General features: G+C 14.9%; 13 protein-coding genes. 4 read left to right on the forward strand and 9 right to left on the reverse strand.

Features of this window, described 5'->3' with window-relative positions; all coding sequences use genetic code 11:
- Positions 1 to 26 precede the first annotated feature (26 nt).
- Positions 27 to 1,451, reverse strand: coding sequence for a glutamate--tRNA ligase (gltX, locus tag AACL00_RS01120; RefSeq protein ID WP_339044851.1), 1,425 nt, complete (start codon positions 1,449 to 1,451; stop codon positions 27 to 29).
- 144 nt (positions 1,452 to 1,595) lie between these two features.
- On the opposite strand from gltX, the gene metG reads away from it, so the two are divergent.
- Entirely contained in the window at positions 1,596 to 3,266 is a 1,671-nt protein-coding gene (gene metG / locus AACL00_RS01125) for a methionine--tRNA ligase (RefSeq protein ID WP_339044852.1), read from the forward strand.
- Here the strand turns inward: metG and AACL00_RS01130 are convergent.
- The 3 genes from AACL00_RS01130 to dnaQ are packed head-to-tail and all read right to left on the reverse strand — an operon-like array spanning position 3,263 to position 5,768.
- Positions 3,263 to 4,210 carry an electron transfer flavoprotein subunit alpha/FixB family protein gene (locus tag AACL00_RS01130; RefSeq protein WP_339044853.1) on the reverse strand — a complete coding sequence of 316 codons (948 nt, stop codon included), beginning with the start codon at positions 4,208 to 4,210 and terminating at the stop codon, positions 3,263 to 3,265. The genes metG and AACL00_RS01130 overlap by 4 nt on opposite strands.
- 47 nt (positions 4,211 to 4,257) lie before the next feature.
- Entirely contained in the window at positions 4,258 to 5,007 is a 750-nt protein-coding gene (locus AACL00_RS01135; RefSeq protein WP_339044854.1) for an electron transfer flavoprotein subunit beta/FixA family protein, read from the reverse strand.
- 50 nt (positions 5,008 to 5,057) lie between these two features.
- The gene (dnaQ, locus tag AACL00_RS01140) at positions 5,058 to 5,768 is read right to left on the reverse strand and encodes a DNA polymerase III subunit epsilon (protein ID WP_339044855.1); all 711 of its coding nucleotides are present in this window, start codon (positions 5,766 to 5,768) and stop codon (positions 5,058 to 5,060) included.
- 179 nt (positions 5,769 to 5,947) lie between these two features.
- Between dnaQ and typA the strand changes: the two genes are divergently transcribed.
- On the forward strand, positions 5,948 to 7,783 hold the full coding sequence (gene typA / locus AACL00_RS01145; RefSeq protein ID WP_339044856.1) for a translational GTPase TypA: 1,836 nt from the start codon (positions 5,948 to 5,950) through the stop codon (positions 7,781 to 7,783).
- Positions 7,784 to 8,271: 488 nt separating this feature from the next.
- A complete protein-coding gene (locus tag AACL00_RS01150) occupies positions 8,272 to 9,228 on the forward strand; it encodes a CorA family divalent cation transporter (protein ID WP_339044857.1) in 957 nt (318 codons plus the stop codon).
- Positions 9,229 to 9,232: 4 nt separating this feature from the next.
- Here AACL00_RS01150 and rpsT read toward each other — a convergent pair whose 3' ends face one another.
- Positions 9,233 to 9,505, reverse strand: coding sequence for a 30S ribosomal protein S20 (rpsT, locus tag AACL00_RS01155; protein WP_339044858.1), 273 nt, complete (start codon positions 9,503 to 9,505; stop codon positions 9,233 to 9,235).
- 44 nt (positions 9,506 to 9,549) lie between these two features.
- Between rpsT and murJ the strand changes: the two genes are divergently transcribed.
- On the forward strand, positions 9,550 to 11,106 hold the full coding sequence (gene murJ, locus AACL00_RS01160) for a murein biosynthesis integral membrane protein MurJ (protein WP_339044859.1): 1,557 nt from the start codon (positions 9,550 to 9,552) through the stop codon (positions 11,104 to 11,106).
- Positions 11,107 to 11,111: 5 nt separating this feature from the next.
- On the opposite strand, the gene rbfA is transcribed toward murJ, so the two are convergent.
- The 4 genes from rbfA to AACL00_RS01180 all read right to left on the reverse strand — a co-directional run bounded on the left by rbfA (position 11,112) and on the right by AACL00_RS01180 (position 14,256).
- Positions 11,112 to 11,480 carry a 30S ribosome-binding factor RbfA gene (gene rbfA, locus AACL00_RS01165; RefSeq protein ID WP_339044860.1) on the reverse strand — a complete coding sequence of 123 codons (369 nt, stop codon included), beginning with the start codon at positions 11,478 to 11,480 and terminating at the stop codon, positions 11,112 to 11,114.
- A 26-nt stretch (positions 11,481 to 11,506) separates the two neighbouring features.
- Positions 11,507 to 13,291 carry a translation initiation factor IF-2 gene (gene infB, locus AACL00_RS01170; RefSeq protein WP_339044861.1) on the reverse strand — a complete coding sequence of 595 codons (1,785 nt, stop codon included), beginning with the start codon at positions 13,289 to 13,291 and terminating at the stop codon, positions 11,507 to 11,509.
- Between the two features lie 210 nt (positions 13,292 to 13,501).
- Positions 13,502 to 13,984 carry a hypothetical protein gene (locus AACL00_RS01175; RefSeq protein WP_339044862.1) on the reverse strand — a complete coding sequence of 161 codons (483 nt, stop codon included), beginning with the start codon at positions 13,982 to 13,984 and terminating at the stop codon, positions 13,502 to 13,504.
- 44 nt (positions 13,985 to 14,028) lie between these two features.
- Positions 14,029 to 14,256: a sulfurtransferase TusA family protein gene (locus AACL00_RS01180; RefSeq protein ID WP_339044864.1), complete on the reverse strand. Its 228-nt coding sequence runs from the start codon at positions 14,254 to 14,256 to the stop codon at positions 14,029 to 14,031.
- Positions 14,257 to 14,297 lie beyond the last annotated feature (41 nt).

Raw genomic sequence — 14,297 nt, forward strand, 5'->3', positions numbered from 1 at the left:
TTTTTTTTTATATAAAAAAAAATATTTTAATAATTTTTTAAAAAAATTATAATTTTATTAATTATAATTTTTTTATCAAATATTTCTAATATTGAAGAAATTGAGGGAGTTTTTGTTTTATTTAATATTAATATTCTTAAGGTTGTAGCAAATAAATTTAAATTTAATTTATATTTATTTATAATAAAAGTTATAATTTTATCAATATTTTTTTTATTCCAATTAATTTTTAAACAAAATTTTATAAATTTTTTTAAAGCTAATTTAATAATATCAGTATTATAAATTGATATTTTTTTTTTATTTATTTTTATTTCTTTAAAAAATATTTTAATATAATTTATTAAATTTTTAATTGTTTTTGAACGACTTTTAAAAAGTTTTATAATTTTTTTTATTTTAATTGTATTTTTTATATAAATATTTTTTTTTAAATATTTATTTATTAGAATAAATAATTTATTATTATTCATTGAATTAATATAATATTTATTTATCCATATTAATTTTTTTTTATCAAATTTTGATGGAGATTTAGAAATTTGTTTAAAGTTAAACCATTTATAAAATTTATTTATAGAAAAAATTTCTTCATTTTTATGACTCCAGCCTAATCTAGCAATATAATTTATTATTGCTTCTGGTAAAAACCCCATTTTATAATATTCATTTATATTAATTGCTTTATTACGTTTAGATAATTTTTCGCCATTTTTATCTAAGATCATTGGAATGTGTGCATATTTAGGTGGGGTTTTATTTAAAGCTTTTGCAATATTTATTTGTCTAGGTGTATTATTAATATGATCATCACCTCTAATAACATGTGTTATTTTCATATCTAAATCATCTAAAATAGCACAAAAATTATATGTTGGAATACCATTAGATCTTACTATAATTAAATCATCTAATTCATTATTAGAAATTTTTTTTTTTCCTTTTACTAAATCTTTCCAAAAAACAAAATTTTTTTTAGGATTTTTAAATCTTATTACAGGATTAATATTTTTTGGTATTTTAGGTAAAATTTTACCTTTTTGTGGTCTCCATTTTTCATTATATTTAGGTTTAATTCCTATTTTTTTTTGTTTTTCTTTATTTTTTTTTAATTCTTCTTTAGTAGAATAACAAAAATATGCTGTACCTTTTTTTAACATTTTTTTAATTATTTCATTATATCTTTTAAATCTATTTGTTTGATATATTATATTTTTATCATATTTTAATCCTAACCATTTTATACTATCAATAATATTTTTTTCAGCTTTACTAGTTGATCTTTTAATATCAGTATTTTCAATTCTTAAAAAAAATAAACCATTGAATTTTTTAGCATATGCCCAAGAAAATAATGCTGTTCTTGCCCCTCCTAAATGTAAAAAACCAGTAGGACTTGGAGCAAATCTAGTTCTAATAATATTATTATTTATAATATTTTTTTTATTCATATTTTTAATATAAATTATTAATAAATTTATATTTAATATTTAAAAAATTTAATTAATTATATTTTATAATATATATTATATATTTTTTTATTAAATATTTTTATAAAAAAAAATAAATAATAGTTTTATAAAAAGGTTTTAAAAATGAATATTAATAATTTAAAAACTCGAAAGATATTTGTTACTACGGCTTTACCTTATGCAAATGGTAAACTTCATATTGGGCATATTATGGAATTTATTCAAGCAGATATTTGGGTTAGATTTCAAAGAATGCAAAAAAATATTGAAGTATATTTTATAGGTGCTGATGATACTCATGGTGTTCCTGTTATGTTAGAAGCAAAAAAAAAAAAAAAAAAAATAGAAGAATTTATTTATAATATTAATATTGAAAGAAAAAAACTTTTAAAAAAATTTTATATATCTTTTGATAATTATTATATTACAGATAGTATTGAAAATCATATACTTTCTAAAAAAATATATTTATATTTAAGAGATAAATCAAAAATGATTTCTTTTAAAAAAGTTGAGCAATTTTTTGATTTAAAAAAAAAAATTTTTTTATCTGATAGATATATTAAAGGTACTTGTCCTAAATGTGATGCTTTAAATCAAAATAGTGATTTTTGTGAAATTTGTGGTTCTGTTTATTCTTTAATGGAATTAAAAAATCCATATTCAATTTTTTCTAATAAAAAAATAATTAAAAAAAAATCTGATCATATTTTTTTTTTATTATCTAAAAAAAAATGTATAAATTTTTTATCTAAATGGATTTTTAAAAAACCTAAATTTCAAACAGAAGTTATAAACAAAGCTAAAGAATGGTTATTAAAAAATAATTTAAAAGATTGGGATATTAGTCGTGATTATCCATATTTTGGGATTAAAATTCCAGATACTTTAAATAAATATTTTTATGTTTGGTTAGATGCACCTATAGCTTATATTTCTTCTTTAAAAAATTTTTTAGATAGAAAAAATATTAATTATAATTTTTTTTTAAAAGATAAATATACTGAACAATATCATTTTATAGGTAAAGATATTATTTATTTTCATATTTTATTTTGGCCAGCTATACTTAAATTTTCAAAAAATAAATTACCAACAAATATTTTTGTTCATGGTTTTATAACTATTAATGGTAAAAAGTTATCTAAATCTAATAATTATAGAATTTGTCCTTTAAAATATTTAAATTTAGGTTTTAATCCAGAATGGTTACGATATTATATAGCTTATAAATTAAATTCAAAAATAAAAGATATAGATTTAAATATTGATGATTTTATATATAGAATTAATTCTGATTTAATAGGAAAATATATAAATATTCCTAGTAGAATTTCTAAATTTATTTGTAATAATTTTAATTATAAATTAAATACTAATTGGGGGGTAAAATATTATTATTTATTACGTAATATTAAAGGTATTTTTAATAATATTTATAAATTTTATGAAGAAAGAAATTTTAAAAAAGTTTTATATTTTATAATGAAAATTATTAATAAAATAAATATTTATATAAATTTTAATAAACCTTGGAATTTTTTTAAAAAAGATAAAAATTTACAAAAAATATGTAGTTATTTATTAGAATGCTTCAGAATAATAACAATTTATTTAAAACCTATTTTACCTTTACTTTCAATAAAAATTGAAAAATTTTTAAATATAAATTTTTTATCATGGTTAGATATAAAAAAAACTTTACCAAATAATCATTCAATAAACTATTATAAACATTTATTAAAAAAAGTTGATTTGAATATTAAAGAAAAATTATTTAAAAATTTTTATTAATTTATTTTATTTATTAGATTTGGTATTATTTTATTTAAATCTCCTATAATTCCATAATCAGCAATTGAAAATATAGGAGCATCTTTATCTTTATTAATAGCTATAATTTTTTTTGAATCTTTAATACCTGCTAAATGTTGAATGGCGCCAGAAATCCCAATAGCAATATATAATTCTGGAGCTACAATTTGTCCAGATTGTCCTATTTGAAATTCATTTGATATATAACCAGAATCAACTGCTGATCTAGTTGCGCCAATTGCTGCTTTTAATTTATCTGCTAATAATTCTAATAATTTAAAATTTTCTTTAGATTTTATACCATTTCCTCCAGCAATAATAATTTTAGCTGTATTTAGATTTGGTCTATTAGTTTTATTAATTTTTTTTGATATAAATTTTGAATTTTTAAATTTTTTATTAATAGTATTTATTATTTTTATTTTAGTATTAAAATTAGAATTTTTTTTTTTAAATTTTGCTTTTTTAAAAGATATAGCTCTAATTGTGATTATTTTTATAAAATCTTTTGATTTTATTGTTGAAATAATATTACCTGTATAAATTGGTCTTTTAAATGTATTAAAATTTTTAATTTTTATTACTTCTGAAATTTGATTTACATTTAATTTTGCTGCTAAACGTGGTAAAATATTTTTTCCAAAAGATGTTGTAGAACACATAATATGTGTATAATTTTTAGAAATTTTAAATATTTCTTCTGTAACATCTTCTGATAATAAATAAGTAAATTTTTTATTTTCAATATATAATATATTAGATATATTTTCAATTTTTGAAGATATATTAATAATATTATTAGCTTTATATCCTGCTATGAATATATCTATATTTTTACTAATTTTTTTAGCAGCATATACAACGTTTAATATATTTTCGTTTAAATTTTTATTATCATGTTCAGCAATTATTAAAACTTTCATATATTATATTAAATATATATTAATATTTATTAATAATATTTATATTATTAAATATAATTTTTAATTATTTTTAATAATTCAATGGAATTTATTATTTTAATTTTTTTTTTTTTTGTTTTATTATATGAAAAATTTAATATTTTTATATTTTTATTTAAATTAATATTAAATTTGTTTGTATTTAAAATATTAATTTTTTTTTTTTTAGCTTTTAAAATTTTTATTAATGTTATATAACGTGGTTCATTTAATCTTAAATCAACTGTTATTATTGCTGGTAAATTTAATAATAATTTTTCTATTCCTGAATCAATTTCTTTAGTTACATAAATTTGATTATTTTTAATTTTTAATTTTGTTATAGAAATTGCTTGTGGCCAATTTAATAAACCTGCTAACATTTGTCCAGTTTGATTATAATCATAATCTATAGATTGTTTTCCTAAAATTACTAGTTTAATTTTTTTATCTTTTTTAATAATTTTTTTTATTAATTTTGCAATATCTATTGGTTGTAAAATTGTTTTTGTAGTATTTTCTATTAAAATACTTTTATCTATACCCATTGCTAATGATTTTTGTAAAATTTCTTTACTACTAATATTTCCACAAGAAATAGAAATTGTTTCTTTAATTTTTCCTTTTTCTTTTAATCTTATAGCTTCTTCTAAAGCTATTTCATCAAAAGGATTTATTGTTTTTTTTAAATTTTTTATTTTTAAATTTTTGTTATCATCTTTAATAGTAATTTTAAGATTATGATCTATAATTTCTTTTATAGCTATTAAAACTTTCATTTAATAATTTTATATATTTTTATAAAAAAATTTTTATTTATTATTTTTAATTAAATTTTAATTTTATTCCAAATACATTTTTTTTTATTTTTTTTTTCTATAATATTTAAAATATTTTTATGTTTTAATAGTTCTTTTTTATTTGCATAAATAACATTTTTATTTTTTAGTAAAATATTTGTATTTAAATTTATATTTTTTTTAAATTTATTTTTTTTTATTTCCCATTTTTTATAAAAATTTTTTTGTTTACTAGTCATTGCTAAATATACACTTGTTAATAATTTAGCATCTAATAAAGCACCATGAATATTTCTATTAAAATTTAAAATTTTATATCTATTACATAAAGCATTTAAAGAATTTTTTTGTCCTGGAAATTTTTTTTTTGCTATTTTTAAAGAATCAATAATTTTTAATATATAATATGTAAAAGAATTTAAATTTAATAATTTAAATTCTTTATTTAAAAAACTTATATCAAATTTTGAATTGTGTATAATTACTTCACTATTTTTAATATAATTACAAAAATTGTTTACAATTTGAGAAAATTTGGGTTTTTTTTTTAAAAAATTGTTATCTATTTTATGTATTAAAAATGCTTGGTGTGAAGAATTTCTTTCGGGGTTTATATATAAATGTAAATTATTATTTGTAATCTTTCTATTTATTAATTCTATACAACCAATTTCTATTATTCTATCTCCTAATTCAGGATTTAATCCTGTAGTTTCTATATCTAATATAATTTGTCTCATATTATTTTATATTTTTATTTAAATATTATTTTTTATATATAAAAATATTTTTAAAAAATTAATGTAATTTATTATTAATTGATATATTTTTTATATAAAAAATAAAAAATTTTTATTTTTTTTTTTTTTTTTTTTTCAAAATTATAAATTTTTAATATTATTTATTATATATTTTAATTATGTGTAAAAAAAAAAATTATGTTTGTAATATAGCTATTATAGCACATATTGATCATGGTAAAACTACTTTAATAGATCAATTATTGATATTTTCAAAAGTTGTAAATAAAGAAAAAAAAAGTATTAATCGTATTTTAGATTTTAATGAAATAGAAAAAGAAAGAGGAATTACAATTTTTTCTAAAAATTGTTCTATTAATTATAAAAATATACGTATTAATATTATAGATACACCTGGACATGCTGATTTTGGTGGGGAAGTAGAAAGAGTTTTGTCTATAGTTGATGGAGTATTATTATTAGTAGATGCAAAAGAAGGACCAATGCCTCAAACAAAATTTGTTACTAAAAAAGCTTTATCTTTAGGTTTAAAACCTATAGTTGTAATAAATAAAATAGATATTTTAGAAAAACGTGTTGATTGGGTGGTTAATTCTACTTTTGATTTATTTGATTCTTTAGGAGCTACTGAAGAACAATTAGATTTTCCTATTATTTATTGTTCTGCAAAAAAAGGTTTTGCTAATATTGATCCTTTATTAAATACTGGAAATATGGAACCATTATTAGAAGAAATTTTAAAAAATATTCCTTATTGTTATGATAATTTAGAAAAATTTTTACAAATTAGAATTATAGCTATAGAAGATATACCATATTTTGGTTTAGTAAGTGTTGGTAGAATATTTTCTGGTACTATTAAATGTGGGCAAGAAGTTTTATGGTCGAATAATAATTTATCTATACCTAAAAAAAATAAAATAAAAAAAATATTAATTTTTAATGGATTAGAAAAAATTCCTGTACAAGAAGCTTTTTCTGGAGATATTATTTTAATTAGTGGTATTAATAATATTGCTATAGGTGCTACTATATGTTCTATAGATAATTGGAAACCTTTACCTAAATTAAATATAGATAATCCTACTATTTCTATGGATTTTTTTATTAATAATTCTCCATTTTCTGGAAAAGAAGGGAAATTTGTTACTGATAGTCAAATTAAACATAGATTATATGAAGAACAAAGAAGAAATATTTCTTTATATATAAATCAAAAAAATAATAATAAATTAATATATAAAGTTTCTGGTAGAGGAGAATTACATTTAGCAGTATTAATTGAAAAAATGCGTCGTGAAGGTTTTGAATTATCTGTTTCACGTCCAAAAGTTATTATTATTTTAATAGATGGTGTAAAATGTGAGCCTTTTGAAAAATTAAATATTTTTATAGAAGAAAAATATAAAAGTATAATTATGAAAAAAATAGGTTGTAGATATGGTAATATTTTAAATATAAATATTAAAAAAAATATTGTTCATTTAGAATATAGTATATCTACTAATAATTTAATTGGTTTTCATAATGAATTTATAATGTTAACAAAAGGTAGTGGATTAATGAATCATATTTTTGAAAAATATATACCAATTAAAAATAATTTAAATTTTTCATTAAATTCTAAAAAACGTAGTAATGGTGTATTAATTTCTCAATGTACAGGAAGTGCTGTGGCTTATTCTATTTGGAAATTACAAGAAAGAGGTAAAATGTTTATAAAACCTAATGATTTAGTTTATGAAGGTATGATTATAGGTATTCACTCTAGAGAAAATGATTTAGTAGTTAATCCAATAAAATGTAAACAATTAACTAATATTAGAGCATCTAGTTCTGATGAAGCAATAAAATTAATCCCCCCTATTCCTTTAACAATTGAATATGCAATTAATTTTATAAATGAAAGTGAAATTATAGAGATAACTCCAAAAAATATTCGTTTAAGAAAGATTATTTTAAAAGAAAATTTAAGAAAAAAAAATAAATTTTAAATTTAAAAATTATATTAATATATAAAATATATTATATAATTTTTAATTAATAATTAAATATTAATTTATAATTATAAATTTAAAATTATTTAATGTTGCTATTGCAATATTTGATAAATATAAAAAATATTTTTATATATATATAAAAATATGTATTTTAATAAAAAATATATTAATTATATATATTTTAAAATTATATTTTTATATGTTAATTTTTAAATATTAATCATAATTATTTTTTATTATTTTATATTTATTTTAAAAAGTTTTTAAATTTAATTTTTTTATATTTATTTAAAATAAAATTATTATAAATTTTATTTTTAATATTTATTAAATTAGTATTTAAATTAATAATAAATAAAATATTTTTTATTTTTAAAAAATAAAATTTATTATGTTAAATAATAAATACATAATTTTTATAAATAGTATAAAATATATAAATATATATTTTTTTTATAATCATTTTAATATTTATTAAATATATGATAAAAGCTTTTATACTTTGTAATGGAAATTTAAAAAAAAAAAATATTTTAAATGTTAATGATTTTGATAATATAACACCTATATGGATAGATTTAATAAATCCTTCTATAGAAGAAAAACAATGGATTAAAAAAATTTTTAATATTAAAATATTTTTAAAAAAAAAAAAAAAAAATATTTTTTATATAAAAAATTTAAAAAAAAATTATATTTATTTTTATAATAATTTTTTATTTGAAATTAAAAAAAAAAAATTTTTAACAACATTAGTAACTTTTATTTTATATAAAAAAATATTATTTACTATACGTACATATAATTTACCTATTTTTTCTTTAATTAAAAATAATATTAAAAATAATATTTATAATTATATTGATTGTAAAGATATTTTATTAAATTTATATAAATATCATGTTGAATATTTTATAGATATTATAAAATTAATTTATAAAAAATTAGAATTAATTGATTTTAATATTTTAAAAAAAATTTTTAATGACTATGATGCTAAATATGTATTTGATATAATTTTTTATATTGAAAATTTAAGTAATAAAATTTATAATAATATTATAGATATAAAATACATAATAAATTTATTAATGAAAAATAATTTATTAAATTTAAAACAACAAATTATTTTTAATGAAATTTTATTCAATATAAAAATTATATCTCAACATATTTCCTTTCTTTTAGAAAAGAAAAATTTTTTAATGGATACTGTTATAAATTTTATAAATATTAATCAAAATAAAGTTGTTAAATTTCTTACAATTATATCAGTATTTTTTTTACCTTCTACATTAGTTGCTAGTATTTATGGTATGAATTTTAAATTTATACCAGGAATAAATTGGTTTTTTGGTTATTATTTTTCAGTTTTTTTAATGATTTTTACTACTTTAATTTTAATAATATATTTGTATAAATATAAATATTTAGAATAACATTTTAAATATTAAATATTTTTTTTTTGTAACTAATTGATAATTTTTTTTTATATCTTGCGGCTTTATTTTTATGAATTATTTTTTTTTTTGCTGTTTTATCTATAATAGAAAAAGTTTTTTTAAAATTTATTAAAATTTCTTGAGAATTTTTTAAATTTAAAATTTTTAAAAATTTTTTTATTGAAGTTTTTAATATAGATTTTTTACTTAAATTATATAATCTTTTTTTTTTTGATTGTTTTATTCTTTTTTGTGATTGTTTTATATTTGTCATATTATTTTATAATAAATTTATTAATAAAAATATTTATTTTTAAAATGTATAAATCTTTTTTTTTTGTACTTATTATAGTATTTTTAATACGTGTTATTAGTTTTTTAAGAGAAATTGTTTTCGCACACAATTTTGGGGTTTCTATTTATACTGATGCTTTTAATATATCTTTTAGAATATTAAATTTAGTTTGTAGAATATTTTCTGAAGATATTTTTTCACAAACTTTTATTCCTATAATAATAGAATATAAAAATAAAAGAAAATATTCTTTTTTAAAGATAAAAAAAATTATAAATGATGTTACTACTATTTTAATGTGGCTTTCATTTTTTGTTGTTATTTTATCAACAATTTTTTCATTAACTATAGTTAAAATATTATTAATAAAAACTAAAAGTAATAAAAAAATTTTTTTTTTATCTTCTAATTTAATAAAAATAATGTTACCTTTTATTTATTGTTCTTCTTATATTGCTATTTCTAGATGTATTTTGAATATATATAACAATATTAAAATTTCAACAATTTCTTTAATAATTATAAATATTTTATTTATAATTAGTATATATGTTGTTACTCCTATTTTTAATTGCCCAATTTATGGTGTGGGATTTTCTATATTTTTTTCTGGAATTATACAAATTTTATTTCAAATACCGTTTTTAAGAAAAATTGGGATTTTACCTAAAATTTATTTTAATTTTTTTTCTAGTTTAAAAAATAAAAAAGCTACGTATATATTTAAAAAAGTATTAACACCTATAATATCTTATAGTATTTTACAATTAAATTTATTATTAAACATTAAAATTGCTTCTAAATTAAAAGAAGGAAGTGTTTCTTGGTTATTTTATTCTGATCGTTTAATAGAGTTTCCTTTAGCACTTATTTGTGGTGTATTATATACAATAATATTACCTATACTTTCAAAAGTATTTTTTAAAAAAAATAATTTTATATATTATACTTTTTTTGATTATACTTTACGTTTAGTATTTTTATTAATTTTTCCTTTACAAATATTTTTTTTTACTTTATCAGTTCCTATAATTTCAACTTTATTTTTTTATAATAAGTTTGATATAAATTCTGTTTTTATGACAAGTAAAACATTAAATTTTTATAGTTTAGGTTTAACATCATTATTAATAAATAAAGTTTTTTTAATTAATTTTTTTATTAATAAAGATAAAATAACTCCTATAAAATTTTCATTATTTATAATGATTGTTTCTCAAATATTAAATTATTTTTTAGTTCCTTATTTAGGACATATTGGTTTTTCTTTATCAACTGCTATAACTAATATTTTAAGTAATTTATTTTTACTTTTTATTTTTAATTCTAAAAAAAAAAAATCCTTTGAAAAAGGATGGTTTACTTTTTTTTTAAAAATAATAATTGCTTTAATAATTATGTTAATTTTTGAAATTATTATTTCTAATTTTTTTAATTGGTTTAATGTTAAACATCCTTTAGAAAGAATAATGTTTTTAACATTTATTTTTATATCTTCAATTTTTGTTTATTTATTTTCATTATTTTTTTTAAATTTTAATTTTATTTTTTTTAAAAAAATTTTAAAATTTAAAAAATAATAAAATTATTTTTTTTTATTAGCAATTTTAATTAAATTAAGTATTCTATTATTATAAAAAAAAGAATTATCATATATAAATTTTAATTTTGGTGTATTATATAAAGATAAATATTTACTTAATTTTTTTCTAAAATATTTAGAATTTTTATTTAATATATTTGTTATATTTTTAATATTTTTTTTTTTTTTTATTATATTAAAAAAAATTTTAGCATTATTATTCCCAGCTTTTATTTCAACTTTTGTAATTGTAATAAATTTTATATTTAAATAAATAATTTTTTTTGAAATAATTTTTGATAAATCTTTTTGTATTTGAAAAGCTATTTGTATATATCTTTCTTTTTTTTGATGTTTATTTTTTATTTTCATAAATTATAAGAATTATTTTTAATATTTTAAATTTTTATAATTTCTATTAAATCATTTATTTTAATATCTTTAAAATTTTTTAAAGAAATTCCACATTCAAAACCTTTTTTTACTATTTGAACATTTTTTTTAAATCTTTTTAAAGTTTCTATTTTACCAATAAAGATAGTTTTATTATTTCTAGTTAATTTTATTAATGATTCTTTTTTTATTTCACCTTTTTTTACATAACATCCAGCAATAAAAAATTTTTTATTATTATTAAATATTTGTCTTATTTCTACTATTCCTATTATTTTTTTTATTTTAAATTTTTCTTTTATTTTTAAAATTAAATTTTTAATTTCTTCTATTATTTCATAAATAATATTATATTGTTTAACATAAATATTATTTTTTTTTGCAAGTTTTTTAGCTTTTAAATTAATTTTTGTATTAAAACCTAAAATTTTAGATTTTGATATAATAGCTAAATTAATATCATTTTCAGAAATTTCTCCTATAGCTGAATGTATTATATTTATATTTATTTCATCATTAGATAATTTTTTAATGTTTTGTATTAAAACTTCTTTATGACTTTGTAAATTAGTTTTTAATATTAAAGAAATTTTTTTTTTTTTTGTATCTTCAAAATTTATTATTTTATTTTTTTTTTGTTTTAAAAAAAAATTTTTTTTTATTTTTTTTTTTGTTACATGGAAATTTTCTATAATATTTGGTATTTTTTTTAACCCATAAATTTCCACAGGTATTGATGGTTTAACTTTATCAAGTTTTTTAAAATTTTCATTTAAAATAGATTTTATTTTTCCATAAGTTGTATCAGTTAATATAAAATCTCCAATTTTTAATATACCTGATTTTACTAATATAGTTGCTATAGGTCCATTTCCTTTATCTAATTTAGAATTTATTATTACTCCTTTTGCTGGAGTAGAAATTGTGGTTTTTAATTCCATAATTTCTGCTTGTAATAAAATATATTCTAATAATGTTTTTATTCCTTTTCCTGTTTTTATAGAAATTTTTATAAATGGAATATTTCCACCATATTTTTCAGGAATAATTTTTTCTCTAATTAATTCCTCATAAATTTTTTTTAAATTTATATCTATTTTATCTATTTTACTAATTGCAACAATTATTGGAATTTTTGTAGGCAATATTTGTGATATTATTTCTCTAGTTTGAGGCATAACACCATCATCAGCGGCTACTAATAATACAATAATATCTGTAATTTTTATTCCCTTTGTTCTTATTGAAGAAAATGCTTCATGACCTGGAGTGTCTATAAATGTTATATTCTTTTTGTTAAATTTAATATGATAAGCACCTATGTTTTGAGTTATTCCTCCTATTTCAAAATTAGTAATTTTAGTTTTACGTATATAATCTAAGAGTGAAGTTTTACCATGATTTACATGTCCCATTATAGTAACAATTGGAGCTCTTAATATAAAATTTTTTTTATTTTTTTTAAAATTATTTTTTTTTTTTTTATTTTTAATATATTTTTCAGCTTTTAATCCTAATTTTTGAATTAAATTTATAGCAGTTTTTTGATCTAAAATTTCGTTTTTAGTAATTATTTTTCCTGATTTTATTAAAAATTTTATTATTTTTGATGATGTTATTAAAGTTTTTTCAGCTATATCAGAAATTGATATATATTTTGGAATATAAATAATTTTATTTTCTAATGAAATTAAATTTTTTTTATTTATTTTTTTTTTTTTAATTTTATTAAAATTTTTACTTTTTTTTAATTTTTTTTTTTTTAAAAATATTTTTTTTTTATTTTGCATCTATTTATTTTTTATAAATTTATTTAATAATAATAATTATTATATAATAATATATATAAATATTAAATTAATTTTTTAAAAAAATATATTTTTAATTATTATTTTGATTTATTTAAATTAAATAATAATTATTTATAATAATTATATTATATTTTTAATATTAATCAATAATAATTTTATTAATAAAAATATATATAAAAATTTTTATATTTATTTTTTAAATAAATGTATATTTTTTACTAAATTAGCTTTATAAATATTATTTAAGGTAAATTGTAAAAATTTTTTTTTATGTATTTTTAATTTAAAGAAATTTTTTTCAGGTTTTAAAAGAATACCTTGAAATAATTTTTGATTTTTTTTAAATCTTTTAGGAGTAGTTTTTAATTTTAAAATTATTTCATAATTAATAAAACGTATAAAATCATTCCATTTTTTAATTTTTATATTTAATCCTGGAGATGATATTTCCAAAAAATTAAATTTGATATTTTCTGTGTATAAAATATATTTAAGTTGATTATAAATAATTTCACAATCTTTTATTGTAATTTTTTTTTTATTTTTAAAAGAATATTTAAAATCAATAAAAATTTTAAATAAATTATTAGATTTTTTTTTAAATTTTATTAATTTATAATTAAATTTAAATAAATAATTTTTAATTATATTTATAATATTATTATATATCATATTATTTAAATAAATTATTTTTTTAATTATTTTAAATAATAAAATTATTTATGTTCTATAAAAAAAAAAAAAAATTTTTTTTCTTTAAAAAATATTTTTAATATATGTTTTGTTTGTTTTGTAAAAATTTCAAAATCTATTTTTGAATTTATATCTGTAGTTATTATTAATAAAATTTCTTTTTTTTTAATTTTTGATAATTCTTTTTTGGTTTTTAATATTGGTAAGGGACATTTTAAATAACAAGTATTTACTTTTTTTTTTATTTTCATATTTGTATTAAAAATATATATTTAATTATTAATAAAATAAT

Source organism: Candidatus Zinderia endosymbiont of Aphrophora alni (assembly GCF_964019745.1).
In the GTDB taxonomy this organism is placed as follows: Bacteria; Pseudomonadota; Gammaproteobacteria; order Burkholderiales; family Burkholderiaceae.

What these genes read in the sequence shown, in the direction of transcription:
- gltX (WP_339044851.1), bottom strand. Translation starts at nt 1,451, where the DNA reads ATGAATAAAAAAAATATTATAAATAATAATATTATTAGAACTAGATTT.
- metG (WP_339044852.1), top strand. Translation starts at nt 1,596, where the DNA reads ATGAATATTAATAATTTAAAAACTCGAAAGATATTTGTTACTACGGCT.
- AACL00_RS01130 (WP_339044853.1), bottom strand. Translation starts at nt 4,210, where the DNA reads ATGAAAGTTTTAATAATTGCTGAACATGATAATAAAAATTTAAACGAA.
- AACL00_RS01135 (WP_339044854.1), bottom strand. Translation starts at nt 5,007, where the DNA reads ATGAAAGTTTTAATAGCTATAAAAGAAATTATAGATCATAATCTTAAA.
- dnaQ (WP_339044855.1), bottom strand. Translation starts at nt 5,768, where the DNA reads ATGAGACAAATTATATTAGATATAGAAACTACAGGATTAAATCCTGAA.
- typA (WP_339044856.1), top strand. Translation starts at nt 5,948, where the DNA reads ATGTGTAAAAAAAAAAATTATGTTTGTAATATAGCTATTATAGCACAT.
- AACL00_RS01150 (WP_339044857.1), top strand. Translation starts at nt 8,272, where the DNA reads ATGATAAAAGCTTTTATACTTTGTAATGGAAATTTAAAAAAAAAAAAT.
- rpsT (WP_339044858.1), bottom strand. Translation starts at nt 9,505, where the DNA reads ATGACAAATATAAAACAATCACAAAAAAGAATAAAACAATCAAAAAAA.
- murJ (WP_339044859.1), top strand. Translation starts at nt 9,550, where the DNA reads ATGTATAAATCTTTTTTTTTTGTACTTATTATAGTATTTTTAATACGT.
- rbfA (WP_339044860.1), bottom strand. Translation starts at nt 11,480, where the DNA reads ATGAAAATAAAAAATAAACATCAAAAAAAAGAAAGATATATACAAATA.
- infB (WP_339044861.1), bottom strand. Translation starts at nt 13,291, where the DNA reads ATGCAAAATAAAAAAAAAATATTTTTAAAAAAAAAAAAATTAAAAAAA.
- AACL00_RS01175 (WP_339044862.1), bottom strand. Translation starts at nt 13,984, where the DNA reads ATGATATATAATAATATTATAAATATAATTAAAAATTATTTATTTAAA.
- AACL00_RS01180 (WP_339044864.1), bottom strand. Translation starts at nt 14,256, where the DNA reads ATGAAAATAAAAAAAAAAGTAAATACTTGTTATTTAAAATGTCCCTTA.